The organism is Mycobacterium sp. (assembly GCF_047975165.1).
GTDB lineage: Bacteria > Actinomycetota > Actinomycetes > Mycobacteriales > Mycobacteriaceae > Mycobacterium.
On the sequence record NZ_JBKECZ010000152.1, the window covers coordinates 1 to 26161 of the forward strand.

33 protein-coding genes are annotated in these 26161 nt (G+C 68.1%); 24 read left to right on the forward strand and 9 right to left on the reverse strand.

The features are described 5' to 3' along the window. Positions 1-143 precede the first annotated feature (143 nt). The 5 genes from rplP (at position 144) to ACK5M9_RS14025 (ending at position 4675) form a co-directional block, all read left to right on the forward strand. Positions 144-560 (forward strand): 50S ribosomal protein L16, encoded by a 417-nt coding sequence (gene rplP, locus ACK5M9_RS14005; RefSeq protein WP_416893762.1) that lies wholly within the window; start codon positions 144-146, stop codon positions 558-560. Beyond that, the gene (rpmC, locus tag ACK5M9_RS14010) at positions 560-811 is read left to right on the forward strand and encodes a 50S ribosomal protein L29 (RefSeq protein ID WP_416893763.1); all 252 of its coding nucleotides are present in this window, start codon (positions 560-562) and stop codon (positions 809-811) included. The genes rplP and rpmC overlap by 1 nt, the downstream gene beginning before the upstream one ends. Next, on the forward strand, positions 811-1227 hold the full coding sequence (rpsQ, locus tag ACK5M9_RS14015; RefSeq protein WP_416893764.1) for a 30S ribosomal protein S17: 417 nt from the start codon (positions 811-813) through the stop codon (positions 1225-1227). Before rpmC ends, rpsQ begins: the two co-directional genes overlap by 1 nt. Before the next feature lie 103 nt (positions 1228-1330). Beyond that, positions 1331-3694 carry an arylsulfatase gene (locus tag ACK5M9_RS14020; protein WP_416893765.1) on the forward strand — a complete coding sequence of 788 codons (2364 nt, stop codon included), beginning with the start codon at positions 1331-1333 and terminating at the stop codon, positions 3692-3694. An 87-nt stretch (positions 3695-3781) separates the two neighbouring features. Further along, on the forward strand, positions 3782-4675 hold the full coding sequence (locus tag ACK5M9_RS14025) for a formylglycine-generating enzyme family protein (protein ID WP_416893766.1): 894 nt from the start codon (positions 3782-3784) through the stop codon (positions 4673-4675). 42 nt (positions 4676-4717) lie between these two features. Here ACK5M9_RS14025 and ACK5M9_RS14030 read toward each other — a convergent pair whose 3' ends face one another. Further along, a complete protein-coding gene (locus ACK5M9_RS14030) occupies positions 4718-5041 on the reverse strand; it encodes a hypothetical protein (protein ID WP_416893767.1) in 324 nt (107 codons plus the stop codon). A 198-nt stretch (positions 5042-5239) separates the two neighbouring features. Continuing rightward, a complete protein-coding gene (locus tag ACK5M9_RS14035) occupies positions 5240-5764 on the reverse strand; it encodes a hypothetical protein (protein ID WP_416893768.1) in 525 nt (174 codons plus the stop codon). Positions 5765-6114: 350 nt separating this feature from the next. On the opposite strand from ACK5M9_RS14035, the gene rplN reads away from it, so the two are divergent. From rplN to rplO, 10 genes are all read left to right on the forward strand, one after another. Then, positions 6115-6483: a 50S ribosomal protein L14 gene (gene rplN, locus ACK5M9_RS14040; protein ID WP_067248389.1), complete on the forward strand. Its 369-nt coding sequence runs from the start codon at positions 6115-6117 to the stop codon at positions 6481-6483. After that, positions 6484-6801, forward strand: a complete 318-nt coding sequence (gene rplX, locus ACK5M9_RS14045) for a 50S ribosomal protein L24 (RefSeq protein ID WP_416893769.1) — start codon at positions 6484-6486, stop codon at positions 6799-6801. Between the two features lies 1 nt (position 6802). Continuing rightward, complete coding sequence (gene rplE, locus ACK5M9_RS14050) at positions 6803-7366, forward strand: 50S ribosomal protein L5 (protein ID WP_416893770.1); 564 nt, start codon at positions 6803-6805, stop codon at positions 7364-7366. 3 nt (positions 7367-7369) lie between these two features. Then, positions 7370-7555: a type Z 30S ribosomal protein S14 gene (locus tag ACK5M9_RS14055; protein ID WP_007167851.1), complete on the forward strand. Its 186-nt coding sequence runs from the start codon at positions 7370-7372 to the stop codon at positions 7553-7555. A gap of 71 nt (positions 7556-7626) precedes the next feature. Then, entirely contained in the window at positions 7627-8025 is a 399-nt protein-coding gene (rpsH, locus tag ACK5M9_RS14060; protein WP_416893771.1) for a 30S ribosomal protein S8, read from the forward strand. Positions 8026-8037: 12 nt separating this feature from the next. Beyond that, entirely contained in the window at positions 8038-8577 is a 540-nt protein-coding gene (gene rplF, locus ACK5M9_RS14065; RefSeq protein WP_416893772.1) for a 50S ribosomal protein L6, read from the forward strand. Positions 8578-8618: 41 nt separating this feature from the next. Continuing rightward, entirely contained in the window at positions 8619-8987 is a 369-nt protein-coding gene (gene rplR / locus ACK5M9_RS14070; protein ID WP_416893798.1) for a 50S ribosomal protein L18, read from the forward strand. A gap of 19 nt (positions 8988-9006) precedes the next feature. Further along, complete coding sequence (gene rpsE / locus ACK5M9_RS14075) at positions 9007-9708, forward strand: 30S ribosomal protein S5 (protein WP_416893773.1); 702 nt, start codon at positions 9007-9009, stop codon at positions 9706-9708. Further along, positions 9705-9908: a 50S ribosomal protein L30 gene (gene rpmD, locus ACK5M9_RS14080; RefSeq protein WP_416893774.1), complete on the forward strand. Its 204-nt coding sequence runs from the start codon at positions 9705-9707 to the stop codon at positions 9906-9908. Before rpsE ends, rpmD begins: the two co-directional genes overlap by 4 nt. Continuing rightward, on the forward strand, positions 9905-10345 hold the full coding sequence (gene rplO, locus ACK5M9_RS14085; RefSeq protein ID WP_416893775.1) for a 50S ribosomal protein L15: 441 nt from the start codon (positions 9905-9907) through the stop codon (positions 10343-10345). Before rpmD ends, rplO begins: the two co-directional genes overlap by 4 nt. 15 nt (positions 10346-10360) lie before the next feature. Here rplO and ACK5M9_RS14090 read toward each other — a convergent pair whose 3' ends face one another. After that, entirely contained in the window at positions 10361-11287 is a 927-nt protein-coding gene (locus ACK5M9_RS14090; RefSeq protein ID WP_416893776.1) for an LLM class flavin-dependent oxidoreductase, read from the reverse strand. A 49-nt stretch (positions 11288-11336) separates the two neighbouring features. Here ACK5M9_RS14090 and sppA point away from each other — a divergent pair, with 49 nt between their 5' ends. Continuing rightward, a complete protein-coding gene (gene sppA / locus ACK5M9_RS14095; RefSeq protein ID WP_416893777.1) occupies positions 11337-13157 on the forward strand; it encodes a signal peptide peptidase SppA in 1821 nt (606 codons plus the stop codon). Positions 13158-13165: 8 nt separating this feature from the next. On the opposite strand, the gene ACK5M9_RS14100 is transcribed toward sppA, so the two are convergent. Together ACK5M9_RS14100 and ACK5M9_RS14105 are read right to left on the reverse strand one after the other, a co-directional pair. Then, positions 13166-14080 (reverse strand): class I SAM-dependent methyltransferase, encoded by a 915-nt coding sequence (locus ACK5M9_RS14100; protein ID WP_416893778.1) that lies wholly within the window; start codon positions 14078-14080, stop codon positions 13166-13168. Positions 14081-14182: 102 nt separating this feature from the next. Then, positions 14183-16156, reverse strand: a complete 1974-nt coding sequence (locus ACK5M9_RS14105; protein ID WP_416893779.1) for a PE family protein — start codon at positions 16154-16156, stop codon at positions 14183-14185. A 185-nt stretch (positions 16157-16341) separates the two neighbouring features. Between ACK5M9_RS14105 and ACK5M9_RS14110 the strand changes: the two genes are divergently transcribed. Together ACK5M9_RS14110 and ACK5M9_RS14115 are read left to right on the forward strand one after the other, a co-directional pair. After that, on the forward strand, positions 16342-16581 hold the full coding sequence (locus ACK5M9_RS14110) for a hypothetical protein (RefSeq protein ID WP_416893780.1): 240 nt from the start codon (positions 16342-16344) through the stop codon (positions 16579-16581). Further along, complete coding sequence (locus tag ACK5M9_RS14115) at positions 16566-16958, forward strand: type II toxin-antitoxin system VapC family toxin (protein WP_416893781.1); 393 nt, start codon at positions 16566-16568, stop codon at positions 16956-16958. Before ACK5M9_RS14110 ends, ACK5M9_RS14115 begins: the two co-directional genes overlap by 16 nt. Positions 16959-17010: 52 nt before the next feature. Here the strand turns inward: ACK5M9_RS14115 and ACK5M9_RS14120 are convergent, their stop codons facing one another. Together ACK5M9_RS14120 and ACK5M9_RS14125 are read right to left on the reverse strand one after the other, a co-directional pair. Next, positions 17011-17664: an L-fuculose-phosphate aldolase gene (locus ACK5M9_RS14120; protein ID WP_416893782.1), complete on the reverse strand. Its 654-nt coding sequence runs from the start codon at positions 17662-17664 to the stop codon at positions 17011-17013. Continuing rightward, complete coding sequence (locus ACK5M9_RS14125; protein WP_416893783.1) at positions 17661-18650, reverse strand: NAD(P)-dependent oxidoreductase; 990 nt, start codon at positions 18648-18650, stop codon at positions 17661-17663. The genes ACK5M9_RS14120 and ACK5M9_RS14125 overlap by 4 nt, the downstream gene beginning before the upstream one ends. A gap of 30 nt (positions 18651-18680) precedes the next feature. Here ACK5M9_RS14125 and ACK5M9_RS14130 point away from each other — a divergent pair, with 30 nt between their 5' ends. Together ACK5M9_RS14130 and ACK5M9_RS14135 are read left to right on the forward strand one after the other, a co-directional pair. Beyond that, positions 18681-20021 carry a xylulokinase gene (locus ACK5M9_RS14130; protein WP_416893784.1) on the forward strand — a complete coding sequence of 447 codons (1341 nt, stop codon included), beginning with the start codon at positions 18681-18683 and terminating at the stop codon, positions 20019-20021. Between the two features lie 71 nt (positions 20022-20092). Further along, on the forward strand, positions 20093-20758 hold the full coding sequence (locus ACK5M9_RS14135) for a GNAT family N-acetyltransferase (protein ID WP_416893785.1): 666 nt from the start codon (positions 20093-20095) through the stop codon (positions 20756-20758). A 17-nt stretch (positions 20759-20775) separates the two neighbouring features. Here the strand turns inward: ACK5M9_RS14135 and ACK5M9_RS14140 are convergent, their stop codons facing one another. Continuing rightward, positions 20776-21615 carry a class I SAM-dependent methyltransferase gene (locus tag ACK5M9_RS14140; RefSeq protein ID WP_416893799.1) on the reverse strand — a complete coding sequence of 280 codons (840 nt, stop codon included), beginning with the start codon at positions 21613-21615 and terminating at the stop codon, positions 20776-20778. An 81-nt stretch (positions 21616-21696) separates the two neighbouring features. Continuing rightward, on the reverse strand, positions 21697-22683 hold the full coding sequence (locus ACK5M9_RS14145; protein WP_416893786.1) for an SAM-dependent methyltransferase: 987 nt from the start codon (positions 22681-22683) through the stop codon (positions 21697-21699). A gap of 294 nt (positions 22684-22977) precedes the next feature. On the opposite strand from ACK5M9_RS14145, the gene secY reads away from it, so the two are divergent. Genes secY through ACK5M9_RS14165 form a run of 4 tightly spaced genes read left to right on the forward strand, consistent with a single transcriptional unit; the run spans position 22978 to position 26140 of the window. Continuing rightward, positions 22978-24303 carry a preprotein translocase subunit SecY gene (gene secY / locus ACK5M9_RS14150; protein ID WP_416893787.1) on the forward strand — a complete coding sequence of 442 codons (1326 nt, stop codon included), beginning with the start codon at positions 22978-22980 and terminating at the stop codon, positions 24301-24303. Then, positions 24300-24845, forward strand: a complete 546-nt coding sequence (locus tag ACK5M9_RS14155) for an adenylate kinase (RefSeq protein WP_416893788.1) — start codon at positions 24300-24302, stop codon at positions 24843-24845. Before secY ends, ACK5M9_RS14155 begins: the two co-directional genes overlap by 4 nt. 3 nt (positions 24846-24848) lie before the next feature. Further along, entirely contained in the window at positions 24849-25646 is a 798-nt protein-coding gene (map, locus tag ACK5M9_RS14160) for a type I methionyl aminopeptidase (protein ID WP_416893789.1), read from the forward strand. Then, complete coding sequence (locus tag ACK5M9_RS14165) at positions 25643-26140, forward strand: MarR family winged helix-turn-helix transcriptional regulator (protein ID WP_416893790.1); 498 nt, start codon at positions 25643-25645, stop codon at positions 26138-26140. The genes map and ACK5M9_RS14165 overlap by 4 nt, the downstream gene beginning before the upstream one ends. Positions 26141-26161 lie beyond the last annotated feature (21 nt).

Below are 26161 nucleotides of genomic sequence, written 5' to 3' on the forward strand. Positions count from 1 at the left end.
GGCGCAGCGGCGCTTCGGGCACCACCGCGACCGGCACCGACGCGGGACGGGCTGCCGGTGGCGAGGAAGCCGCGGCGCCCGCCGCTGCTCCGACCGCCGAAGCCGCGCCGGCAGCCGAAGCGCAGAGCACGGAGAGCTGAGTCATGTTGATTCCCCGCAAGGTCAAGCACCGCAAGCAGCACCACCCCCGCCAGCGCGGCATCGCCAGTGGCGGCACTGCGGTGAACTTCGGTGACTACGGGATCCAGGCCCTCGAACACGCCTACGTCACCAACCGGCAGATCGAGTCCGCCCGTATCGCCATCAACCGGCACATCAAGCGTGGCGGCAAGGTGTGGATCAACGTCTTCCCCGACCGCCCGCTGACCAAGAAGCCCGCCGAGACGCGGATGGGGTCGGGTAAGGGATCGCCCGAGTGGTGGGTTGTCAACGTCAAGCCGGGCCGCGTGCTGTTCGAGCTCAGCTATCCCAATGAGCAGACCGCCCGGGCTGCGCTGACCCGCGCGATCCACAAGTTGCCGATCAAGGCACGCATCATTACCCGAGAGGATCAGTTCTGATGGCAGTGGGAATTTCGCCTGGCGAACTGCGTGAGCTCACCGGCGAGGAATTGGCCGAGCGGCTGCGCGAATCCAAGGAAGAGCTGTTCAATCTGCGCTTCCAGTTGGCAACCGGCCAAATGAGCAACAATCGCCGCCTTCGCACGGTGCGCCAGGAAATCGCGCGTGTCTATACGGTGCTGCGGGAACGGGAGTTGGGGCTGGCTTCCGGGCCGGACGGGCTCGACAATGCAGATGGTGAGGAAGCGTAATGGCAGAGGCTAAGACCGGAGCGAAGACGGAGGCCGCGGCGTCCAAGCCGAAGAAGGCGGCCGCCAAGGCCACCGCGAAGAAGGCTGCCCCGACGAAGGCCACGGCGACGAAGGCAGCGGCGTCAAAGGACAAGGGTCCCAAGCACACGCCGGCCAACCCCAGGACGCGTGGCCGCCGCAAGACCCGTATCGGCTATGTGGTGAGCGACAAGATGCAGAAGACCATCGTGGTCGAGCTGGAAGACCGGGTTCGGCACCCGCTGTACGGCAAGATCATTCGCACCACCAAGAAGGTCAAGGCGCACGATGAGAACAGCGCCGCCGGCATCGGCGACCGGGTCTCGTTGATGGAGACGCGGCCGCTGTCGGCGACCAAGCACTGGCGGCTCGTTGAAATCTTGGAGAAGGCCAAGTAACGGCCGCTGGCCTCTCTTTACGTATTCAGTACCCTGGCGAGGGCCCGATCGCGCGCGTTGGGTCCGGTGAGCACGTCCGCGAGGGAAATGAGGCTGACAGGCTATGGCAGGTTCGACGGCACAGAGCTTCAACGGCCGTATCGAAGTCGATATTCGTGATTCGGAGCCGGACTGGGGGCCCTACGCGGCGCCCACCGCGCCGGAGAACGCCCCGAACGTTCTGTATGTGGTGTGGGATGACACCGGGATCGCCACCTGGGATTGTTTCGGCGGGCTGGTCGAGATGCCCGCGATGGCGCGCATCGCCGAACGCGGCGTGCGGCTGACACAGTTCCACACCACCGCGCTGTGCTCGCCTACCCGCGCTTCGCTGCTGACCGGCCGCAATGCCACCACCGTCGGTATGGCCACCATCGAGGAATTCACCGACGGATTCCCCAACTGCAACGGCCGCATTCCGTTCGACACCGCACTGGTGGCGGAGGTGCTGGCCGAACGCGGCTACAACACCTACTGCGCCGGCAAATGGCACCTGACGCCGATCGAGGATTCCAGCATGGCCTCGACGCGCCGGCACTGGCCGACCTCGCGCGGCTTCGAACGGTTCTACGGATTCATCGGCGGGGAGACCGACCAGTGGTATCCCGACCTGGTGTACGACAACCACCAGGTGACTCCTCCGGCCACCCCGGAGGACGGCTACCACCTGTCCAAGGACATCGCCGACAAGACGATCCAATTCATTCGCGACGCCAAAGTGGTGGCGCCGGACAAGCCGTGGTTCAGCTATTTCTGCCCCGGCGCCGGCCACGCACCCCATCACGTCTTCAAAGAGTGGGCCGACAAGTACGACGGCGTGTTCGACATGGGCTATGAGCGCTACCGCGAGATCGTCCTGGAAAAGCAGAAGGCGATGGGCATCGTGCCGCCGGACACCGAGCTGTCGCCGATCAACCCCTACCTCGACGTTAATGGACCCAACGGTGAGTCCTGGCCGGAGCAGGACACCGTACGGCCCTGGGACAGCCTCAACGACGAAGAGAAGAAGCTGTTCTGCCGGATGGCCGAGGTGTTCGCCGGCTTCCAGAGTTACACCGACGCGCAGATCGGCCGGATCCTGGACTACCTCGAAGAGTCTGGTCAGCTGGACAACACCATCATCGTGGTGATCTCCGACAACGGCGCCAGCGGGGAAGGCGGCCCCAACGGTTCGGTCAATGAGGGCAAGTTCTTCAACGGCTACATCGACTCTGCCGAAGAGGGTTTGGAGTTCTTCGACCGCCTCGGCGGACCCGAGACCTACAACCACTATCCGATCGGTTGGGCGATGGCCTTCAACACGCCCTACAAGCTGTTCAAGCGCTATGCCTCGCACGAGGGCGGCATCGCCGATCCCGCGATCGTCTCCTGGCCGGACGGCATCGCCGCTCATGGCGAGATTCGCGACAACTACATCAACGTCGCCGACATCACCCCGACCATCTACGACCTGCTGGGCATGACGCCGCCGGACACCGTCAGGGGCATCGCACAGCAGCCGCTGGACGGTGTGAGTTTCAAAGCGGCACTACAGGACTCCGGTGCGGACACCGGCAAGACGACCCAGTTCTACACCATGCTGGGCACCCGGGGGATCTGGCACGACGGCTGGTTCGCCAACACCATCCACGCCGCTTCCCCGGCCGGCTGGTCGCATTTCGACCAAGACCGCTGGGAGCTGTTCCACATCGCCGAAGACCGCAGCCAGTGCCATGACCTGGCAGCCGACCAGCCCGAGAAGTTGGAGGAACTCAAGGCGCTGTGGTTCTCCGAGGCCGCCAAGTACAACGGGTTGCCGCTGGGGGATCTGAACCTGTTCGAGACGTTGTCGCGGTCGCGGCCCTCGCTGAGCGGCGAACGTGCCCGCTACGTCTATTACCCCGATTGCGCCGACGTCGGCATCGGTGCCGCCCCCGAGCTTCGCGGCCGTTCGTTCGCCGTCCTGGTCGACGTCACCGTGGACTCCGGCGGCGCGGAAGGGGTGCTGTTCAAGCAGGGTGCCGCGCACGGCGGGTATGTGCTGTTCATCCAGGACGGGCACCTGCATTTCGTCTACAACTTCCTCGGCGAGCGTCAGCAACTGCTGTCCTCGGCCGCCCCGGTACCGGCCGGCCGGCACCTGCTCGGCGTTCGCTATGAGCGCACCGGAACCCAGCCCAACAGCCACACCCCGATCGGCGACGCGACCCTGTTCATCGACGAGAACCCGGTCGGCTCGCTCTCCGACGTCGCCGCGCACCCCGGGACATTCGGGCTGGCCGGCGTCGGTATCGCGGTGGGCCGCAATGGCGGGTCGCCGGTATCGCGGCGGTACACCCCGCCGTTCGCCTTCACCGGCGGCACCATTGCGCGCGCCACCCTCGATCTGTCCGGCCGGCCCTACGTGGATCTGGAAAAGGATCTCGCCCTCGCGTTCTCGCGGGACTGATGTGGCTGCCCGGGCGGTGCCCGGGAGCACCGGGGCTCAGGTTCGGGTAGTGGGCGCCAGCGGCGACGGCCCCCATACCCTGAAGCCATGCTGACGGACCTGGTCGCCCTACCCGGCGGTTCCTTCCGGATGGGCTCGACCAGCTTCTATCCCGAAGAGGCGCCCATCCACACCGCGACCGTCGCCGCGTTCGCCGTCGAGCGGCATCCGGTGACCAACGCCCAGTTCGCCGAATTCGTCGCCGCGACGGGCTACGTGACCGTCGCCGAACAGCCCCTTGATCCCGCGTTGTATCCGGGTGTCGATCCCGCCGACCTGAACCCCGGCGCCATGGTGTTCCGGCCGACGCCCGGGCCGGTCGACCTGCGCGACTGGCGGCAGTGGTGGGACTGGGCGCCCGGCGCCTGCTGGCACCACCCCTTCGGCTTGGACTCCGACGTGGCGGACAGAGCCGACCATCCCGTCGTGCAGGTGGCCTATCCGGATGCGGCGGCCTATGCCCGCTGGGCCCGACGGCGGCTGCCGACCGAGGCCGAGTGGGAGTACGCCGCACGTGCCGGCGAACCCGGGACGTACACGTGGGGCGACGAGGAGAAACCCGGCGGTGCGGTGCTGGCCAACACCTGGCAGGGCCGGTTCCCGTACCGCAACGACGGCGCGCACGGCTGGGTTGGGACGTCGCCGGTGGGAACGTTCCCGACCAATGGATTCGGCCTGGTCGACATGATCGGCAACGTCTGGGAGTGGACGACAACCCGATTCGGCGCCCATCACCGCGTCGATCAGCCACCGCCGCCGTGCTGCATGCCGACCGGGCCCGCCGACCCGGCAATCAGCCAGACCCTCAAGGGCGGATCGCACCTGTGCGCCCCGGAATACTGCCACCGCTACCGGCCGGCGGCCCGTTCACCGCAGTCCCAGGACACCGCGACGACCCACATCGGGTTTCGGTGTGTGGCGGATGCGGTGGCGGCGCGATGATTTCAGACGACGGCGGGATGGGCGCGGTGCGTCGGCCCGTCGTCAGTCCGGGTCCAGGATGCGGTGGCTGAACCCCGGGTCGAAACCCTCATCCCTGATGGCCTGATGGAACTCGCCCCGGCGGAACCGGGCGATGCTGTTTCGGAAGGCCGGGATCCTGTCCGCGTAGCCCAGGGCGCGCATTGCCTGCTCCACCTGTCCCAGTGACCATCCCGGTGCCGCCACAATGTGGGCCAGATCGTCGAAATCGCGGCCCCTGGCCGAATCGGCCGCCGCAACACCCTTACCGCCGACGACGTCACTGAAGATCAAACGCAGGCCGCCACCCGCGCGGTGTTCCGGCGGCGCCGATCGCGCGTGGTGCACCAACTGGACTGTGGTCGATCCGCCGCCGGGAACGGTGACCAGGATTTGCCTATCCCGGTCCTGGTCGCGAACAGTCCGCGTCGACCACCCGTGCCCCTCGCATGCTTCGATGACCGCGTCGGCGGCAGAGACGAACGCCGAAGTGGAGGTGGAGTCGAGAAATGCGTCGATATCCTCGGTGTCGCGGGTGACGACGTCTTAGTCGAGCAACGCCGAGCCACCCGCTAGAGCGAACCCGATGTCGGCGATCGCCGCGAGCACGGTGTCCTGAATCTGAAGGCGGGCATTCACGCGGGTGCTGTCTCCTCGAAGTGCGGGGTGCACAGTCTCCCAAGCTCTGCGCACACTCGAGGGTAGGGCGACACGTGGCCACAGCCGAGCCAGAGCCCGCGCATCGATCCATGCCGCGAACTCGTCCGCGGTGGAGGCGGACCGGATCGCCGACGAATAGAACCTGCGCAGGTCGGCGTCGTTGGCGAAGTCGAGCGTTCCGGGCTGCCAGCACAGGTTTACCGGCGGATCGATGATCCCGACCTTCCTGCCGGAAAGCAGTGCGAGGTCCGCCGGGACGAGTACGTCCGCTTCGATCCTCGGGTGCCACGACGGACGCAGCAGATAGATCAACCGCGATGCCCGGTGATGCCGCGGGGGCCGCTTCTTTGCTGTGACGGCTTGCGCCGGGCCGAACGCCCCGCGGTGCGGCGCCGGATCGATACCCCGCATGACTGGAATATAGCTAGCTTTTCGCGATCCAGGGTGTTGCCGGGGTCTGAGTCGACGGTTTTCGGGACGGTTCAGGTGATGGGGTTGGCTGGGGCGGGGGTGGTGGAAACGTCGAGGTAGGTAGGGGGACGGGCAACGGGCCAGGACCGACCTCAATTTGGCGCATGGCGGGGGCTTCCCCTAGACTCCAGGGGTTGCCTTGGGCAGACCTCGGCTGGCGTGCGCATGATGCCGGCCCCGCGTGCTCTTGGGTGGCAAAGACCGCGCTCGTCAGGTTTACGCCGGTTGTGTCCGTTCGGGCTCACCGGCCCGCGTCTGCCGTGCACATGTGAACCAGGTCAGGAGATCGAGTGATTCAGCAGGAATCGCGGCTGAAGGTGGCCGACAACACCGGCGCCAAGGAGATCCTGTGCATCCGGGTGCTCGGCGGCTCGGGGCGCCGGTACGCCGGCATCGGTGACGTCATCGTCGCCACCGTCAAGGACGCCATTCCCGGGGGCAACGTCAAGCGCGGCGACGTCGTCAAGGCGGTCGTGGTGCGCACTGTCAAGGAACGCCGGCGCCCGGACGGCAGCTACATCAAGTTCGACGAGAACGCCGCGGTGATCATCAAGCCCGACAACGACCCGCGCGGTACCCGCATCTTCGGTCCGGTGGGCCGGGAGCTGCGTGAGAAGCGGTTCATGAAGATCATCTCGCTCGCCCCGGAGGTGCTGTAGATGAAGGTCCACAAAGGCGACACCGTGCTGGTCATCGCCGGCAAAGACAAGGGCGCCAAGGGCAAGGTCATTGCGGCCTACCCGGAGCGCAACCGGGTGCTGGTCGAGGGCGTCAACCGGATCAAGAAGCACACCGCGGTCTCGACGAATCAGCGCGGCGCCCGCTCCGGCGGCATCGTCACCCAGGAAGCGCCGATCCATGTCTCCAACGTGATGGTGGTCGACTCCGACGGCAAGCCCACCCGGATCGGCGTCCGGGTCGACGAGGAGACCGGCAAGCGAGTCCGCGTCTCGAAGCGCAACGGCAAGGACATCTAGCATGACCACCGCAGAAAAAGTTCAGCCGCGCCTCAAAGAGCGCTACCGCAGCGAGATCCGCGACACCCTGCACAAGCAGTTCGGCTACGGCAACGTCATGCAGATCCCGACCGTGACCAAGGTCGTGGTCAACATGGGGGTCGGCGAGGCCGCCCGGGACGCGAAACTCATCAACGGCGCCGTCAACGACCTGTCGCTGATCACCGGGCAACGTCCCGAGATCCGCAAGGCACGTCAGTCGATCGCGCAGTTCAAGCTGCGCGAGGGCATGCCCATCGGCGCCCGGGTGACACTGCGCGGTGACCGGATGTGGGAGTTCCTCGACCGGCTCACCTCGATCGCGCTGCCGCGTATCCGCGACTTCCGCGGCTTGTCGCCCAAGCAGTTCGACGGCACCGGAAACTACACCTTCGGGCTCTCCGAGCAGTCGGTGTTCCACGAGATCGACGTGGACAAGATCGACCGGGTCCGGGGCATGGACATCAACGTCGTCACCTCGGCGACGAACGACGACGAAGGACGAGCGCTGTTGCGGGCCCTCGGCTTTCCCTTCAAGGAGAACTGAGCAATGGCGAAGAAGGCACTGGTCAACAAGGCCGCCCGCAAGCCGAAGTTCGCGGTGCGCGGCTACACGCGCTGCAACAGGTGCGGTCGTCCGCGCGCGGTGTTCCGCAAGTTCGGGCTGTGCCGGATCTGCCTGCGCGAGATGGCGCACGCCGGTGAGCTGCCCGGTGTGCAGAAGAGCAGCTGGTAGCAGAGGAAGGTAACAGACGCTGTCATGACCGCGATAACGACGAGCGCCGCGACCAAGAGGAGCATCGCTCAATGACGATGACCGACCCGATCGCAGACTTCTTGACCCGTCTGCGCAACGCCAACTCGGCGTACCACGACGAAGTGACCTTGCCGCACTCCAAGATCAAGGCCAACATCGCCCAGATCCTCAAGAGCGAGGGCTACATCACCGATTTCCGCACCGAGGACGCTCGCGTCGGCAAATCGTTGATCGTCCAGCTCAAGTACGGGCCGAGCCGGGAACGCAGCATCGCCGGTCTCAAGCGCGTGTCCAAGCCCGGACTGCGGGTGTACGCGAAGTCGACGAACCTGCCGCGAGTCCTGGGCGGTCTCGGGGTGGCGATCATCTCCACATCGTCGGGTCTGCTCACCGACCGTCAGGCAGCCAGACAGGGCGTGGGCGGCGAAGTCCTCGCATTCGTCTGGTGAGAGGAAGCAATCATGTCGCGTATTGGTAAGCAGCCCGTTCCGGTACCCACCGGTGTCGACGTCACCATCGAGGGCCAGAACGTCTCGGTGAAGGGCCCCAAGGGCACCTTGGAGTTGACCGTTGCCGTGCCGATCACGGTGTCGCGCAACGACGCGGGGGCCATCGTGGTGTCCCGGCCGGACGACGAACGGCGCAACCGCTCCCTGCACGGGTTGTCCCGCACCCTGGTGTCCAACCTCGTCACCGGTGTGACCGAGGGGTATACCACCAAGATGGAGATCCACGGTGTCGGTTACCGGGTGCAGCTCAAGGGCACCAACCTCGAGTTCGCGCTGGGATACAGCCACCCGGTGGTGATCGAGGCCCCGGAGGGCATCACCTTCGCGGTGCAGGCCCCCACGAAATTCACCGTGTCGGGGATCGACAAGCAGAAGGTCGGCCAGATCTCGGCGAACATCCGTCGCCTGCGTCGCCCCGACCCCTACAAGGGCAAGGGCGTGCGGTACGAGGGCGAGCAGATCCGCCGCAAGGTCGGAAAGACAGGTAAGTAGTGATGGCGCAATCACAAACCGCATCCGGTGCCCGCAAGCCAGTGGGGCGGAGCGTATCCGAGAGCCGCCGGATAGCCCGGCTGCGCAGGCACGCCCGGCTGCGCAAGAAGATCTCCGGCACCACCGAGCGTCCCCGGCTGGTGGTCAACCGGTCGGCCCGGCACATTCACGTGCAGCTGGTCAACGACCGCGACGGCACTACGGTGGCCGCGGCATCCTCGATCGAAGCCGACGTCCGCGGGGTCGGGGGCGACAAGAAGGCCCGAAGTGTTCGGGTCGGCCAGTTGATCGCCGAACGCGCCAAGGCCGCCGGGATCGACACCGTCGTCTTCGATCGCGGCGGCTACACCTACGGAGGACGGATCGCGGCGTTGGCGGATGCCGCGCGCGAGAACGGATTGAGTTTCTGATGAACGGAAGGACCGCATAATGGCGGAGCAACCGGCCGGCGGACAGGGCGCGGACAGCCGTGGCAGCCGTGATGGCCGCGACAGTCGTGATGGGCGCGGTCGCCGGGACGGCGGCGGTCGCGGAGGCCGCGACCGTGACGGCGACAAGAGCAACTACCTGGAGCGGGTCGTCGCGATCAACCGCGTCTCCAAGGTGGTCAAGGGTGGGCGGCGATTCAGCTTCACCGCCCTGGTCATCGTCGGCGACGGCAACGGGATGGTCGGTGTCGGCTATGGCAAGGCCAAGGAGGTGCCGGCCGCGATCGCCAAGGGCGTCGAAGAGGCCCGCAAGAGCTTCTTCCGGGTTCCGCTGATCGGCGGCACCATCACCCACCCCGTGCAGGGCGAGAAGGCCGCGGGTGTGGTGCTGCTGCGCCCGGCCAGCCCGGGTACCGGTGTGATCGCCGGCGGTGCGGCGCGCGCTGTGCTGGAATGCGCCGGCGTGCATGACATCCTGGCCAAGTCGCTGGGCAGTGACAATGCGATCAACGTGGTGCACGCCACCGTCACCGCCCTGAAGATGCTGCAGCGGCCCGAGGAGGTGGCGGCTCGCCGCGGCCTGCCGATCGAGGACGTCGCTCCGGCGGGCATGCTCAAGGCGCGCCGGGAAAGTGAAGCGCTGGCCGCCAGCGCGAGTGCCGGGGCCGCGCGGGACGCTCAAACAGCGGGGACGCAGCCATGAGTGAGACGAAACTGAAGATCACCCAGGTGCGCAGCACCATCGGGGCGCGCTGGAAGCAGCGCGAGAGCCTGCGGACCCTGGGCCTGCGGAAGATCCGCCACTCGGTGATCCGCGACGACAACCCGCAGACGCGTGGGCTGATCGCCGTGGTGCGCCACCTCGTCGAGGTGGAGCCCGCGGAGGCCGGAGGAGACAAGTGACCATCAAATTGCACGATTTGAAGCCCGCGCCCGGGTCCAAGACCCGGCGCACCCGAGTCGGCCGCGGTGAGGGTTCCAAGGGCAAGACCGCGGGCCGCGGCACCAAGGGCACCAAGGCGCGCAAGAACGTGCCGGTGGCCTTCGAGGGCGGCCAAATGCCCATCCACATGCGGCTGCCCAAGCTCAAAGGCTTCCGCAACCGGTTCCGCACCGAATACCAGGTCGTCAACGTCGGAGACGTCAACCGGCTGTTCCCGCAGGGCGGCACCGTCGGCATCGACGAGCTGGTAGCCAAGGGCGCGGTCCGGAAGAACTCGCTGGTCAAGGTTCTCGGTGACGGCAAGCTGACGGTGAAGGTGGACCTGACCGCGCACAAGTTCAGCGGCAGTGCCCGGGAGAAGATCACCGCGGCCGGGGGCTCGGTCACCGAACTCTGATCGTGCTCGGCTCGGCTAGCCCAGCCGGGAAATCACCTGGACGGCCAGGCGTTCCAGCTGTTGCCGATCCTGTGCGATATCGGCTCCGAGCGGGTTGAGCAGCAGCATCTGCGCGCCCGAGTACATCACCTCCGACAGGCCCCGGGCCACCTGCGACGGTGTGCCCGCCACCGCGACCGCCTCCAGGTCGCGCGTGCGGCCGTAGATGCGCTGCAGGCCGGTCAGCGCCTGCTCGCGGGCGCGCTCGGCGTCGTCGTCGACCATCAGGTAGACCCGTTTGGCGATGGTGAAGGATGCGGGGTCTTTGCGCTGCTCGGCGAGTTCGCGACGCACGACGCCCACGGCTTCGGCGAAGGCGGCCGTTGTCGACGACCCCGCTCCGATGAACCCGTCGCCCAGGCGCACGGCCCGGCGCAGCGCCGCCGGAGCATGCCCGCCGAACCAGATCGGCGGGTGCGGGCGCTGCACCGGTTTGGGCTGGATGGCCACATTGTCGACGGTGCGGAACCGGCCGTGGAAGCTGACTTCGGGGGTGTCGGACCACGCGGCCCGCATCAGCTCCAGGCCTTCGGTGAAATAGCGGACGTGGGTCGCCTTCTCGACGCCGAAGGCGCCGAATTTCCGCGACCCGCCGCCCGGGGCCACACCGAGGTCGAGCCGACCGTTGCTGAGCCGGTCCACGGCGGTCACGGCTGCGGCCAGCTGAAGTGGATCGTGCAGCGAGGTCACCATCACCGCGACACCCAGGCGCATCTTGTGCGTGCAGGCGGCGGCGTAGGCCAGCAGTTCCAGCGGCGCCAGCAGTGGGGATTCGCCGACGGACTGTTCCAGGGTCCAGCCACCCTCAAACCCGAGTTCCTCGGCGCGGGTGAGGAACGCGCGCAACTCCGCGGTGTCGAGGTCGTCGGTGCCCAATTGCGGGATCGCGATGGAAAATCTCACGGTTTCACCGTACGGGCAGCCGGCCGGCTCGGATCGGTACGCTGCAAATATGTTCGAATTCCTGTCGAATCTTCGCGATAGAGACCAGGTGCGCGCACTGGCGGGCAGAGTCGACACCGCCCGGCACCGCGGAGTACCCGGCGGCTGCGTGCTCGAAGTCGATCTGCGTGGCCTGCCCCCGGAGACGGCGGGCTTCGACCCGATCGCCATCGTCACCGGTGGCGACCGTCGGATGGCGTTGAGCTCGGCCGTCGCCGCCATTCACCGCGCCGCCGAAGACCCGCGCGTCGCCGGAATGATCGCGCGCGTGCAGCTGCCGCCGTCGGCTATCGGGGGCGTGCAGGAGCTGCGGGAGGCGCTGGCGGCTTTCAGCGCGGTCAAGCCGTCGCTGGCCTGGGCCGAGACCTACCCCGGCACGCTGTCCTACTATCTGGCATCGGCGTTCGGTGAAGTCTGGATGCAGCCCTCCGGCGGCGTCGGGCTGGTGGGCTTTGCCAGCAATGCGACGTTCCTGCGCGACGCCCTGGACAAGCTGGGCATCGAAGCGCAATTCGTGGCTCGCGGCGAATACAAGTCGGCGGCAAACCTTTTCACCGAGGACGGCTTCACCGACGCCCACCGCGAGGCCGTCACCCGCATGCTGGACAGCCTGCAACACCAGGTGTGGCAGGCCGTCGCCGAATCGCGCGGGATCGATGCTGGGATACTCGACGAGCTGGCCGACCGCGCCCCGCTGTTGCGCGACGACGCGCTGGCCTCCGGTTTGGTCGACCGGATCGGATACCGCGACGAAGTGTATGCCCGGATGTCGGAACTCGTTGGCGGCCACGATGGTTCGTCGATGCCTGGGGATGGTGATTCGGAGCCGGAGCCGGAGCCGGAGTCGGAGCCGGAGCTGCCCCGGATGACCCTGTCGGACTACTCGGGTGCGGCGCGTCCCCGGCTGGCATCGGCGGTCTCGGCGCTGCCGGGGCGCAAGGGCAAGCCCGCGATCGCTGTGGTCACCGTGGCAGGCACCATCGTCAACGGCCGCGGCGGGCCGCAGGGCCTGCCGTTCGGCCCGGCCAACGCCGGCGGCGACACCATTGCCGCGGCGCTGCGCGAGGTGGCGGTCGACGACTCGGTGTCGGCAGTCGTGCTGCGGGTGGACAGTCCGGGCGGGTCGGTGACCGCCTCGGAAACCATCTGGCGGGAGGTCGAGCGGACGCGGGAAGCCGGCAAGCCGGTGGTGGCCTCGATGGCGTCGGTCGCCGCATCGGGGGGCTACTACATCTCGATGGGTGCCGACGCCATCGTGGCGAACCCGGGCACCATCACCGGCTCGATCGGGGTGATCACCGGCAAGCTGGTGGTTCGTGATCTCAAGGACCGGCTCGGGGTCGGCTCGGAAACCGTGCGCACCAACGCCAATGCCGACGCCTGGTCTGCCGACGCACCGTTCACCCCCGAGCAGCGGGCCCGCCGGGAGGCCGAGGCGGACCTGTTCTACACCGACTTCGTCGGCCGCGTCGCTGCCGGGCGCAAGCTCAGCGCCGAGGAGGTCGACAGCGTTGCGCGCGGCCGGGTGTGGACCGGCGCCGACGCCCTGGAGCGCGGGCTGGTCGACGAACTCGGCGGGTTCCGAACCGCCCTGCGCCGCGCCAAGGTGCTGGCCGGTCTCGATCCGGACGTCGAGGTGCGGGTGCTGAGCTATCCGGGTTCGTCGCTGCTGGACATGGTGCGGCCGCGTGCTTTTTCGCAGCCGGCGGCGCTGTCGCTGGACGAGGCCGCGGGGTTACTGCTCAGCCGCTCGGCCGCCGGGATCGTCGGTCAGCTGGGGCAGACGATGAACGGCGCCGACGTGCTCTGGCGGGGGTCGGCGATCTTCTGAGGTGGGCGTCAACCGGTGAGAGTGCCGCTGATGTAGATGATCTCGCCGAGGGCGTCGTCGTCTTGCGGGTCGGGAATATGTAGGCCGTGCCGGGTGAACAACTCGGTGCGCGTCGCGCCGTCGACGTCCCAGTGCTTGCCGCGCAGGTAGTCGATGACGTGGTTGCGTTCGCCGGGGTAGACCAGCGACGCCATGTCGATGTCGATTCCGTGCTCGCGCAGCCGCCCGGACATCTGGCGGGCCTTGTCTTCATCGAAATCCACGATGCCGGGCACGAACTCGGTGGCGATCGTGCTGCCCGGGGCGCTGAGCGCGGTGATGTTGTCGAACAGCCGGTCCTGGGCCTCGGGCGGCAGGTAGATCAGCAGCCCCTCGGCCAGCCAGGCCGTCGGCTGTGTCGCGTCCAGGCCGGCCGCTGTGAGCGCGGCGGGCCAGTCCGCGCGCAGGTCGATGGCGACGGTGCGCCGGGTCGCGGTGGGCTCTGCCCCCAGATCGGCCAGCGTTTTCGTCTTGAATTCGATGACTTGCGGCTGGTCGATCTCGTAGACCACGGTGGCCTCGGGCCACGGCAGCCGGTAGGCGCGGGCATCCAGCCCCGAGGCCAGGATCACCGCCTGGCGTATCCCGGATTCGGCGGCTCGGGTGAAGTAGTCGTCGAAGAACTTGGTGCGCACACCCATTCCGTCGATCATCGCCTGCACGCGCTGCGGGGTGATGTCCTCGACGAATGCGGGGTCGAGGTCGCCGTCGATCATCCTGGTGAAGAACTCCAGGCCGACGCCGCGCACCAGGGGTTCGGCGAACGGGTCGTCGATGAGGCCGCCTGGTGCTTTGGTCACCATCGCCCGCCCGGCCGCAACCATGGTGGCGGTGGCGCCCACGCTGGAGGCCAGATCCCAGTTGTCGTCGTCTGACCGCGTCATGGGTGTCCTCCGGTGCTCGTTGCCACCGGCCTGCGGGCGGGGGCCGGGGGCCGGGCTTCCAGGATTGCACAGGGGCGGGACGGTTGATTGGTGCGGCGGCAGTTACGGGCGCAGCCCCGGGCGGCGCTTATGCTCCGCCGGCACCGCCAGCGCCGCCGCCTGCGCCAAGAGCGGCCTGCCCGGCAGCGCCGCCACCGCTGCCTGCATCGCCACCCGCGCCTTCGCCGAATTCTGAGCCGCCGTCTCCACCGCCTCCACCGGTGACGGCGCCCCCGCCGCCACCGCCACCACCCCCGTAGCCCTCCCAGAAGGGATTATCGGTGCCGCCATCCCCGCCGGTGCCACCGCCAGAACCCAGCCCGCCACCGCCACCACCCCCCCTGGGCCCGCCGCGTCGTCGCCGCTGTTGCCGCCGGTGCCGCCGGTGCCGCCGGCACCTGAACCACTACCACCGGCACCACCGTTGCCAGCGTAGATACGATCGCCGGTAGTGCCGGCGTCGCCACCGCCTCCGCCGCCGCCGCCTCCGCCGGCACCGCCACGGCCGTCTAGGGCTTCCGCGCTCACCGCGCCGTCGCCACCGGCGCCACCGTCACCGCCGATTCCACCCCCACCGCCGCCGCCACCCTGGCCGCCAAAGCCTCCCCAGTGGCCCAGGTCGCCCCCAGTAGTAGAGCCGTCAGCGCCTCCGGCACCTCCGGCACCTCCGCCGCCGCCTTTGACAGCACCAAATCCTCCTGTGCCGCCATCGCCGCCCCATCCGCCGGTGTTGTACGCGCCGCCGTCACCGGCGGTACCGCCCATACCTCCGTCGCCGCCCTCACCGCCGGTGCCGCTGGCGCCGACACCACCGTTACCACCGTTACCTCCCCAGCCGCCGGATGCGCTGTCGTTCCATTCATCAACCACGTCACCACTGTTACCGCCCGGGCCCCCTTGACCGCCGGCGCCGCCATTGGCGCCGTTGCCACCGGGACCCCCTTTACCACCGGTGCCGCCGTGACTGGATATTCCGCCACCGCCGGCGTCACCTCCGACGCCACCGGTGCCCCCTTTACCGCCGGTGCCGCTGGTCCCGCCTTCACCGCCCTCGCCACCCGAACCACCGCGACCGCCAGCAGCCTGGCCGCCGGAGTCAGGAGCACCACTATTTCCACCCGCACCGCCGGTTCCACCGGCACCGCCGGTGCCGTCGGCATAGCCGATGCCGCCCTTGCCGCCCTTTCCGCCTTTGCCACCTTGGTTGTATTCGCCACCATCGGCGGTATGCCCGCCGACGCCACCGCTACCGCCGTCACCGCCGTTGTGGCCAGTGCCGCCGTTGCCGCCGTCACCGCCGACGGTCTCAGATCCCGGCGAGCCCGCCATGCCGTCGCCGCCGTCGCCGCCATTGCCCCCGGAATCGCCGGCGTTGCCTCCCATGGTGGTCGGGTCCCACCCGTTGCCGCCGGCCCCGCCGTTGCCGCCGCGGCCACCGGTTCCGCCGGGGGTGCCGTCTCCGCCATCGGTGCCGTGCGGATTATCGGCGGTCCCGTTGATCCCCGGGGCGCCATCGAGCCCGGCGCCGGTGGCGCCACCGCCGTCGCCGCCGGTGCCGCCGGCACCGTAGAGGAAGCCGCCGTTGCCGTACAACCAACCCCCGGCTCCGCCGTTGACGCTGGCTGCGGTTCCGTCGGCGCCGTCACCGACCAGCGGCCGCCCGGTGTAGGTGAGGAACGGCTCGTTGATGGGTGCGACAATCTGTTCGGCCATCGACTCCGCCGACAACGCCTCCGCACCGGAATACAACGCCCCCGCACCGGTCAGCGACTCCGAAAACGTTTGCTGGAACCCCGCCACCTGGGCGGCCACACCCTGATAGGCCACCCCGAACTCGCCGAACACCGCGGCTATCGCCGCCGACACCTCATCAGCGCCCGGCCCGGCCACCGATGTTGTCAGCGCGGCGGCGGCATTGGCCTCATCCAGGGCCGCACCGATACCGGCCACCTGCGCCGCGGCGGCGGACAGCACGTCGGTGGAAACAACGAGGTAGGACAGGTCTGATTCCTCCGGGTAGTTTTTGGGCGGAGCCAAGCGCGCCACGCACAGTTGCTTGCGATAACTATCGCGTGAAAAAGATGTCTACCGGGAGGACTTTGGGGGGTTTCCCAGGTGATCCCCAGCTGATCCCCAGGGGACTTCCAGGGACGCGGCGAGGCGATCAAGGTTGCGGCCGATCAGCGCCACATCACAAGCGCAATGCACGTTAGCATGCATGCATGCGAACTACGGTGGAGATCACCGAGGAGCAGCACCGGGCGTTGAGCGCGATCGCGCGGCGCCGCGGCGTACGGGGCTTCTCCACGCTGGTCCAGGAAGCGCTGGACAGCTATCTGGCCAGCTTGGAAGTCGACGAGGTCGATCTGCTGCTCGGGCTCGAAGGTGCGCTGACTGATTCTGACGCGCACGAAATCCGTTCTCGCATCGCCGATATGAGAGCCACATGGCGGGTCTCGTAGTCGTTGACACCGACCTGCTGATCGACTTCCTGCGCGGTAAAGGGCCCGGAACAGTGTTGGTGCGGGAGCTGGTCGCCGGTCATCGGCTGCGCGTCACGGCAGTCACCGCGTTCGAGCTGCGACTCGGCGGGGACTTCCTGGCCCGCCGAGACGACATCCTGCGGCTGCTGCATTCGCGAACACTGCCCCTGGGCTCGGGCAGTGCGCTTCGCGGGGGAAGTGTCGCCGCGACCCTGCGCGCAATGGGTCAAGTCATCGGGTTCGCCGATTGCCTGCAGGCAGGAATCTGCCTGAACTTCGATCTGCCTTTCGCCACGCGCAACCACAAGCACTTCGAGCGCGTCGAGGGATTACGGTTGCATGACGTCGCTAGTTGACCCCGCGAGTGTGAATCTCACGACGGGCCAGCGGCGTGTCGCGTCGTGAGATTCACACTCGGCGGCGCAGGTAGCGGTACACACCGGCGAAGTTGGTGTTCACCTCCTCGGGAACCGGCACCGGCCCCCCGAGTGCACGTGCACCCCAGGCGATCTGGGCGGTGCGCTCCACCAGCGCGGTGATGTGCAGCACCTTGTCCGGCTGGGGGCCGACGGCCACCAGGCCGTGGTTGGCGATCAGCGCCGCACCCCGGTCTCGTAGTGCTGTCACGGCGTTGGCGCCGACGTCGGGGGTGCCGGAGGCGGCGTACTCGGCGCAGCGCACGTCGCCCCCGCAGTAGACGGCGAACTCGTCGATGCAGGCCGGAATCGGCTGGTGGGCCACCGCGAACATGGTCGCCCACACCGGATGGCTGTGGATGACACTGCCGATGTCGTCGAAGGCTTCGAAACACGCCAGGTGCAGATGCATCTCGGTGGACGGCATGCGCCCCTCGTGGGCGTGCAGCACGGCGCCTTCGGGGTCGACCAGAACCAGGTCATCGAGCACCATGTCCGCGTAGTCGACCGAGGACGGGGTGATCACCAGATTGCCGTCGGCGCGGCGGGCCGAGATGTTGCCCGCCGTTCCCTCCACCAGGCCGCGCCGCAGCATATCCTTGGCCGCAGCCAACACCGCGGCCTCGGCGTTGTCCACATGGGTCATCGGCCCAGCACCTCCGGGTTGACGATATGGGTGGGGACGGCCCCGCTCAGCAGCGCCTCCAGGTCATCGGCGACCATCCGCGCCTGGCGGGCCTCGGTGTTCCAGGTGGCCCCGCCGATGTGCGGGGTCAGCACGACATTGGGCATGGCCGTCAGCGGGTGATCGGCCGGCAGCCATTCCCCGGCGAAATGGTCCAGGCCCGCGGCGGCCACCTTGCCCGAGCGCAGCGCCTCGACCAGTGCATCGGTGTCGTGCAGTTGGGCGCGGGCGGTGTTGAGGAAGACCACGCCGTCGCGCATGGCCGCGAACTGTGCCGCACCGATCATCCCGGCGGTGCCTTCGGCCACCGGTGCGTGCAGCGATACGACGTCGGACTCGGCGAGCAGTTCGTCGAGATCGTGCCGGGCGTCGTCGCGGTACGGGTCGTGGGCGATCACCGTCAGCCCCAACCCGGACAGCCGCCACCGGGTAGCCCGGCCGACCGCGCCCAAGCCCACCAGACCGGCGGTCAGACCGGCGATCTCGGGGCCGCGGAATCGTTGGTAGGGGATGGTTCCGTCACGGAACATGTTGCCGCTGCGCACATCCGCATCGGCGGTCACCAGCTTGCGGGTGGCGGCCAGCAGCAGGGCGACGGTGAGCTCGGCCACCGCGTCGGCGTTGCGGCCCGGGGTGTGGAGCACCGGGATGCCGGCCGCGGAGGCGGCGGGGACGTCGACGTTGTTGGGGTCGCCCCGGGTGGAGGCCACCGCGCGCAGATCCAGGTCGAAGACCGGGCCGCCGACCGAATCGCTTTCCACCACCACGACATCGGCGGCTTCGGCGGCTATCCGGTCGGCCAGTTGCTCGGCGCTGTAGATGCGAAGCGGGGTCACGCCGGGCTCGCCGATCCACGGGTCGTACACCACGTCGGCCAGTTGCCGAAGTTTGGCGAACCCGGGTCCGCGCAGTGGAGCGGTCACCAGGGCGCGCGGTCGAGGGGCCACGGCAGTCAATGGTGGCGTACCGTGACGCGGGTGTCACGCGGGGACACCACAATCGGCATCGACATCGGCACCACCGCGGTCAAGGCCACGGCCGTCGACGAGAACGGGCAGGTGCGGGCCCGGGTGCGGATTCCGCACCGGCTTCTGGTGCCGGCACCGGATCGACTCGAACACGACGCCGACGAGGCCTGGCGCTGCGGGCCGTTGGCGGCGATGCGGCGGTTGAATCGGCCGGACGCGCGGGCTGTCGCCGTTTCGTCGATGGTGCCGTCATTGACCGCGGTCGACGCCGGCGGCCGGCCCGTCACACCGGGCCTGTTGTACGGCGACGCCCGGGGTGCGGCGCCCGACAGTCCGGAACAGTCGGTCCCCGCCGCGGGTGAGGCGGCCGGATTCCTGCGCTGGAGTGCCGCCGAAGCGCCCGCCGCCGCCGGTTTCTGGCCCGCCCCCGCGGTGGCCAACCACGCGCTGGCCGGCGAGCCGGTGATCGACCTGGCCACCGCGATCACCACAAGCCCGTTGTTCGACGGAAGCGGCTGGGACGCAAAGGCATGCGCCGACTGCGGTGCTGCGGTCGCACAGCTGCCGCGCGTCGAGATGTTCGGGGCGCCGGCCGGACAGGTGCAGCAGAGCGGTTCCCGGGGTGCCGTGCTGGCGACCGGCGCGGTCGATGCGCTGTGCGAACAACTCGTGACGGGCGCCGACGGAGCCGGTGATGTGCTGCTGATGTGCGGCACCACCCTGATCGTGTGGACGGCGACATCGGAGCCGCGCCGGGTTCCCGGCTTGTGGACGATTCCGCACACCGTCGAGGGCCTGAGCCTGATCGGCGGCGCCAGCAATGCCGGCGGGCTGTTCCTGAATTGGGTGGATCGACTTGTCGCACCGGCGGATCCGGCAGCAGCCGACCCGCGGCGGATCCCGGTGTGGCTGCCCTACATCCGCGGCGAGCGCACCCCGCTGCATGATCGGCAGCGGCGCGCGATGCTCTACGGGGCCGATCTGACCCACAATGCGGCGTCGGTCCGCCGGGCGGCGTATGAGGCGTCGGCCTTCGTGGCCCGGCGGATTCTCGAACTCGGCCGGACGCCGGTGCGGCGCGTCATCGCCTCCGGCGGCGGCACCCGGGTGCGGCCGTGGCTGCAGGCCCTCGCCGACGCCACCGGCCGGCCGATCGAGGTGTCCGCGGCGGCCGAAGGGGCGGCACTGGGGGCGGCCTTTCTCGCCCGGATGGCCGTGGGGCTGGAATCGAAGATCACCGACGCCGCCCGGTGGGCCCGTGCCGGGGCCGTCGTCGAACCGGATCCGCGGTGGGTGGAGCCGACCGGCGATCGGTATCACCGGTTCCTGGAGCTCTGCGGTTCCGAATAGCGGCGGTATCCGGGCAGGATTCGGCGAAATTCGGGGAGGCGCTTGCGGGCGCGGCGTTCTAGGCTTGGGGTATGACCGATCATGACCAGACCGCAGCCCGCCGAGAGATCGCAGATGCCCTGTTAGCCGCGTTGGAGCGCCGACATGAAGTCGCCGACGTCATCGTGGGCGCCAAGAACAAGGCGGTCGCGGTCGAGGAGATCGTCAAACTGCTGGGCACCTCGCACCTGGCGGCCGAATCCGTGATGAACATGTCGTTCTATCAGCTGACCCAGGATGCCCGGGCGAGAATCCTGGCCGAACTGGACGACCTCAACAAGCAACTCAGCTTCACCGCCCAGGATCGTCCGGCCAGCCTGGGGGAGACCCTGGACCTGCGCCCGTTCAACGCCAGCCAGGACCGGGACATCTTCATCGTCCGCACCGATGAGATAAAGGCGGCCGGCGACGGATCCGGGGGGCCGGCCGGCGCCATCGATGACGAGATCCGCGCGGCATCGTCGCGGCTGCACGACGAAGAGGCCGCGTGGTTCGTGGCGGTCGACTCCGGCGAGAAGGTCGGCCTGGTGTTCGGTGAACTGCACAACGGCGAGGTGAACGTCCGCATCTGGATTCACCCCGACCACCGCAAGAAGGGTTACGGCACCGCTGCGCTGCGCAAGTCGCGTTCGGAGATGGCCGGGGTGTTCCCTGCGGTGCCCATGGTGGTCCGGGCTCCCGGGGCCAGGCCGGAATAGCGCGCGGTATTCCGGCGCTACTCCCGCGTCGCGGTGACGGTGACGATGTTGCGCAGCGGTGCGCTGCCGGGATCTTCGGGGAAGGTGCGCCCGTACTCGGCGAAGAGGTCCCTACGCGGCCGGGTGCGTACCTGCCAGCCCTGCCCTTCCAGGTAGTCCACGACGTTGCTGCGCTCGCCGTCGTAGAACAGCCCGGACAAGTCGATGTCGCAGCCGAAATCGGCCCAGCGCTGGTTGAACTGCCGTGCACGATCGAGCATGGACACACCCGAATCGGGGTGGTATTCGGTCGCGAACCTGCTGCCCGGACCGCTCAGCGCGGTGACATTGTCCAACAGCCGGTCCTGCGCGTCGGGCGGCAGGTACATGAGCAGTCCCTCGGCTATCCACGCCGTGGCCTGCCCCGGGTCGAATCCGCTGCGGCGCAACGCCGTCGGCCAGTCCTCGCGCAGGTCGATTCCGACACTTCGGTGCTGCGCCGACGGGGTTGCGCCCAGCGCCGACAAGGCGGCGCGCTTGAACTCCAGGACTTTCGGCTGGTCGATCTCGTAGACGACCGTGCCCGAGGGCCAGGGCATCCGGAAGCCGCGCGCGTCGAGGCCCGAGGCCAGGATCACCGCCTGGCGGACGCCGGCGCGGGCGGAGTCGAGGAAGAACTCGTCGAAGAAGCGGGTGCGGACGGCGATCGAATCGATCTCCACGCCGAAACCGTGTTCGACGCTGTCGGTCGGTAGTCCACCGTCGACCAGGCGGGTGAAGAACTCCAGGCCGACCGCGCGCACCAGCGGCGCAGCGAACGGGTCGGTGATCACCGGGTTGTCCTGCTCACTGGCGACGGCGCGGGCGGCGGCCACCATCGTCGCCGTCGCACCCACACTCGACGCCAGGTCCCAGCTGTCTCCGGCGGTGCGCTGTGATCCGATGGGTGCGGGCACGGCTCACTGCCTCTCGGCGCTGATGAAGGAGATGTTCCCGAACGGGGCGTCGTCGCCGTCGGCGGTGTCCAACCCGTGCCGGGCGAACAGGTCGGCGGAGCTCACCGATGTCGTATTCCAGCCGTGGGCGCCCAGGTATGTTCCGGCGTCGGTGCGGTCGTCGAAATACACCAGCGCGGACATGTCGAAATCCAGTCCGTGGGCTTTCCAGCGTTGGTTGTGGTGTTGCATGCGATCCCGCAGCTCCTGCTCGTTGAGCTTGTTGATGTCCAACAGCGCTTCGGTGGCGAACCGGCTGCCCGGGACGCTGAGCGCGGTGACCTGATCGAGCAGCCGGTCCTGAGCCTCGGCGGGCAGATACCCCAGCAGCCCCTCGGCGCTCCAGGCGGTGGGCCGGCCGGGGTCGAAGCCGGCGTCGCGCAGTGCGGCCGGCCAGTCGTCCCGCAGGTCGACCGCCACGGTTCGGCGGTCCGCGGTGGGTTGGGCGCCCAGCCCGGACAATGTCGCGGACTTGAACTCGATGACGGCCGGCTGGTCGACTTCGAAGACCGTGGTGCCCGCCGGCCAGGGGAGCCGGTAGGCGCGCGAGTCCAGGCCGGCGGCCAGGATGACAACCTGCCGGATGCCGGCACCCGTGGCAGTGTCTGTCGCCGTGCCGGTTGCCGTGTCTGTCGCTGTGTCTGTTGTTGAGGTGAAGAAGTCGTCGAAAAACCGGGTGCGCACCGCCATCGCGTTGGCGAAGTGCACGGTGGCCTCGGCGGTTTCTTCGTCGAAATCGGCCAGGTCCAGTTCCCCGCCGGCCAGCCGGGAGAAGAAGTCGACACCCACCGCACGCACCAGGGGTTCGGCGAACTGGTCGGTGGCCACCGCACCGGCGCCCCGAGTGTCTCTGGCGGCGACCGCGCGGGCCGCCGCGACCATGGTCGCCGTCAACCCGACACTGGACGCCAGATCCCAGGTGTCGCCGTCGAACCGTGCGCTGGCGGTCATCGGATGCTCCTCTCCGGTGAAAATAAGCTGAACCAATTACTTAGCAAATGCAACGAGCTACCCAGACTTTACCCGCCCTGCCGATCCCGGCGGAGCCCGCGCGGCCACCGTGAACGTGCCGGCTCGAATAGCTGTTAGTCTCGTACACGGTTTGACGCGCGACGCCGTACGTCCTGGCCTGCGGGTATCGGGCACGTGTACGCGGAATGACCGCAGGAATACCCAGGACAGGGAACCAACCGGCCAATCCCGGTTGGTATGCCGCGACCAGAGTTCGGCTGCGCAGGAGGAAGAGTGCTCTCGGCTTTCATCTCATCGCTGCGAACAGTCGACCTCAGACGCAAGATCCTCTTCACGCTGGGCATCATCGTGCTCTACCGGGTCGGCGCCACCCTGCCGTCGCCGGGTGTCAACTTTCCCAACGTGCAACAGTGCATCAAAGAGGCCAGCAGCGGCGAGGCCGGCCAGATCTACTCGCTGATCAACCTGTTCTCCGGCGGGGCGCTGTTGCAGCTGACGGTGTTCGCGGTGGGCGTGATGCCTTATATCACCGCGAGCATCATCGTGCAGCTGCTCACCGTCGTCATTCCTCGGTTCGAAGAGCTGCGCAAGGAAGGCCAGTCCGGGCAGGCGAAGATGACGCAGTACACGCGTTATCTGGCGATTGCGCTGGCCATTCTGCAAGCCACCAGCATCGTCGCGCTGGCCGCCAACGGCGGGCTGCTGCAGGGCTGTTCGCTGGAGATTCTGGCCAATCAGAGCATCTTCTCCGAGGTCGTCATCGTGCTGGTGATGACGGCCGGCGCCGCCCTGGTGATGTGGATGGGCGAGCTGATCACCGAGCGCGGCATCGGCAACGGCATGTCGCTGCTGATCTTCGTCGGCATCGCCGCCCGGATCCCCGCCGAAGGGAACCAGATCCTGCAGAGCCGCGGCGGAATGATTTTCACCGCGGTGTGTCTGGCCGCGCTGATCATCATCGTCGGCGTGGTGTTCGTCGAGCAGGGCCAGCGACGCATCCCGGTGCAGTACGCCAAGCGCATGGTGGGCCGCAAGATGTACGGCGGAACCTCGACGTACCTGCCGCTGAAGGTCAACCAGGCCGGCGTCATCCCGGTGATCTTCGCGTCCTCGCTGATCTACATTCCGAATCTGGTCACCCAGCTGGTTCGCAGCGGCACCGGCGGCGGCGGCAACAGCTGGTGGGACAAGTTCGTCGGCACCTACCTGTCGGACCCGGGCAACCCGGTCTACATCGGCATCTATTTCGGCCTGATCATCTTCTTCACCTACTTCTACGTGTCGATCACGTTCAACCCCGACGAACGTGCCGACGAGATGAAGAAGTTCGGCGGCTTCATCCCGGGCATCCGCCCCGGGCGTCCGACCGCCGACTACCTGCGTTTTGTGCTGAGCCGCATCACCCTGCCCGGCTCGATCTACCTCGGTGTGATCGCGGTGCTGCCCAACTTGTTCCTGCAAATGGGCAACTCCGGCGGAATCCAGAACTTGCCTTTCGGCGGCACCGCGGTTCTGATCATGATCGGAGTCGGGTTGGATACGGTCAAGCAGATCGAAAGTCAGCTCATGCAACGCAACTACGAAGGGTTCCTCAAGTGAGAGTCGTATTGCTGGGGCCGCCGGGTGCGGGCAAGGGGACGCAAGCCCAGAAACTGGCCGACCACCTGGAGATCCCGGATATTTCGACCGGCGACTTGTTCCGCCACAACATCCGCGAGGGCACCAAGCTCGGCCTGGAGGCCAAACGATTCCTCGACGCCGGCGACCTGGTGCCCTCCAGCCTGACCAACGAACTCGTCGACGACCGCCTCAACGACCCCGACGTGGCCAACGGATTCATCCTGGACGGGTATCCGCGATCGGTGGCACAGGCCGAAGCGCTGCACGAGATGCTGCAACGCCGCGGCACCGATATCGACGGCGTGGTGGAATTCCGGGTATCGGAAGCAGAGTTGCTGACTCGCCTCAAGGGCCGCGGGCGTGCCGACGACACCGAAGACGTCATCCTCAACCGGATGAAGGTCTACCGCGACGAAACCGCGCCGCTGCTGGAGTACTACCGCGAGCACGTCAAGACCGTCGACGCCGTCGGCACCCTCGATGAGGTGTTCACCCGCGCGTTGCACGCACTGGGAAGGTAGCCCGTGGGCGCCCTGGCGCGACTGCGGGGCCGAAAGGTCGTGCCGCAGCGCACTTCCGGTGAGCTCGATGCCATGGCCGCGGCGGGTGCGGTGGTCGCCGCCGCGCTGAGAGCCGTTCGCGCGGCCGCCGTCGCCGAGGTGTCCACGCTGGCACTCGACGACATCGCCGAGTCGGTGATCCGCGACGCCGGAGCCACCCCGTCCTTCCTGGGCTATCACGGCTATCCAGCCTCGATCTGCGCCTCGGTCAACGACCGCGTCGTGCACGGCATCCCGTCGGGTAGGGAACTTCTCGCACCCGGCGACCTGCTGTCGGTCGACTGCGGCGCAATACTCGACGGTTGGCATGGCGATTCGGCGGTCACCATCGGCGTCGGCACCCTCGATCCGGCCGATGCCGCGCTGTCGCAGGCGACCAGGGAATCGCTGGAGGCCGGAATCGCGGCGATGGTGATCGGCAATCGGCTCACCGATGTGTCGCATGCCATCGAAACCGGCACGCGGTCCGCCGAAGCCCATTGTGGCCGGGAGTTCGGGATCGTCGAAGGCTACGGGGGCCACGGTATCGGGCAACAGATGCACCTGGACCCGTTCCTGCCCAACGAAGGCGCTCCGGGCAAGGGCCCGCTGCTGGTGGCCGGCTCGGTTCTGGCCATCGAGCCGATGTTGACCCTGGGGACCGGTAGAACAACGGTTCTCGACGACAACTGGACGGTAGTCACCATCGACGGGTCGCGGGCCGCGCATTGGGAACACACCGTCGCGGTGACCGAGGCCGGACCCCGGATTCTCACGCTGTGAGTCGTGAGTTCCGCGACCCCATTGAGGCGGCGCGGGCGAACTGGGAACGGGCCGGCTGGGGTGAGGTCGCACAGGGCATGGTCGCGGTGACATCGGTGATGCGTGCCCACCAGATCCTGCTGGCCCGCGTCGAGGCGGCCTTGCGGCCCTATGACCTGAGCTTCTCCCGGTTCGAGTTGCTGCGGCTGCTGGCCTTCAGCCGCACCGGGGCGTTGCCGATCGCCAAGGCGTCGAACCGGCTGCAGGTGCACGTCACCAGCGTGACCCACGCGATCCGGCGCCTGGAGGCCGACGCGATGGTGCAGCGTGTGCCGCACCCCACCGACGGCCGGACCACGCTGGTGCGGATCACCGAGTTGGGTCGTTCGACGGTCGAGGATGCCAGCGCCACCCTCAATGAGCAGGTGTTCGCCGATATCGGGATGGGTGATGCGGAGTCGTCGGCGCTGGTGTCGGCCATCGAAGCGCTGCGGCGCAACGCCGGGGATTTCTGAGGGGGCAGTCGGGGATCGTCG

Excerpts from the sequence above, each read along its gene's own strand:
- ACK5M9_RS14020 (WP_416893765.1), top strand. The coding sequence starts at position 1,331 with ATGGCAGGTTCGACGGCACAGAGCTTCAACGGCCGTATCGAAGTCGAT.
- ACK5M9_RS14100 (WP_416893778.1), bottom strand. The coding sequence starts at position 14,080 with ATGACGCGGTCAGACGACGACAACTGGGATCTGGCCTCCAGCGTGGGC.
- rpsE (WP_416893773.1), top strand. The coding sequence starts at position 9,007 with ATGGCGGAGCAACCGGCCGGCGGACAGGGCGCGGACAGCCGTGGCAGC.
- ACK5M9_RS14110 (WP_416893780.1), top strand. The coding sequence starts at position 16,342 with ATGCGAACTACGGTGGAGATCACCGAGGAGCAGCACCGGGCGTTGAGC.
- ACK5M9_RS14055 (WP_007167851.1), top strand. The coding sequence starts at position 7,370 with ATGGCGAAGAAGGCACTGGTCAACAAGGCCGCCCGCAAGCCGAAGTTC.
- ACK5M9_RS14145 (WP_416893786.1), bottom strand. The coding sequence starts at position 22,683 with ATGACCGCCAGCGCACGGTTCGACGGCGACACCTGGGATCTGGCGTCC.
- ACK5M9_RS14140 (WP_416893799.1), bottom strand. The coding sequence starts at position 21,615 with ATGGTGGCCGCCGCCCGCGCCGTCGCCAGTGAGCAGGACAACCCGGTG.
- ACK5M9_RS14120 (WP_416893782.1), bottom strand. The coding sequence starts at position 17,664 with ATGACCCATGTGGACAACGCCGAGGCCGCGGTGTTGGCTGCGGCCAAG.
- rpsQ (WP_416893764.1), top strand. The coding sequence starts at position 811 with ATGGCAGAGGCTAAGACCGGAGCGAAGACGGAGGCCGCGGCGTCCAAG.
- rplX (WP_416893769.1), top strand. The coding sequence starts at position 6,484 with ATGAAGGTCCACAAAGGCGACACCGTGCTGGTCATCGCCGGCAAAGAC.
- rplP (WP_416893762.1), top strand. The coding sequence starts at position 144 with ATGTTGATTCCCCGCAAGGTCAAGCACCGCAAGCAGCACCACCCCCGC.
- rpmC (WP_416893763.1), top strand. The coding sequence starts at position 560 with ATGGCAGTGGGAATTTCGCCTGGCGAACTGCGTGAGCTCACCGGCGAG.
- ACK5M9_RS14115 (WP_416893781.1), top strand. The coding sequence starts at position 16,566 with ATGGCGGGTCTCGTAGTCGTTGACACCGACCTGCTGATCGACTTCCTG.
- rplE (WP_416893770.1), top strand. The coding sequence starts at position 6,803 with ATGACCACCGCAGAAAAAGTTCAGCCGCGCCTCAAAGAGCGCTACCGC.
- sppA (WP_416893777.1), top strand. The coding sequence starts at position 11,337 with ATGTTCGAATTCCTGTCGAATCTTCGCGATAGAGACCAGGTGCGCGCA.
- ACK5M9_RS14025 (WP_416893766.1), top strand. The coding sequence starts at position 3,782 with ATGCTGACGGACCTGGTCGCCCTACCCGGCGGTTCCTTCCGGATGGGC.
- ACK5M9_RS14135 (WP_416893785.1), top strand. The coding sequence starts at position 20,093 with ATGACCGATCATGACCAGACCGCAGCCCGCCGAGAGATCGCAGATGCC.
- rplF (WP_416893772.1), top strand. The coding sequence starts at position 8,038 with ATGTCGCGTATTGGTAAGCAGCCCGTTCCGGTACCCACCGGTGTCGAC.
- rpsH (WP_416893771.1), top strand. The coding sequence starts at position 7,627 with ATGACGATGACCGACCCGATCGCAGACTTCTTGACCCGTCTGCGCAAC.
- rpmD (WP_416893774.1), top strand. The coding sequence starts at position 9,705 with ATGAGTGAGACGAAACTGAAGATCACCCAGGTGCGCAGCACCATCGGG.
- ACK5M9_RS14035 (WP_416893768.1), bottom strand. The coding sequence starts at position 5,764 with ATGCGGGGTATCGATCCGGCGCCGCACCGCGGGGCGTTCGGCCCGGCG.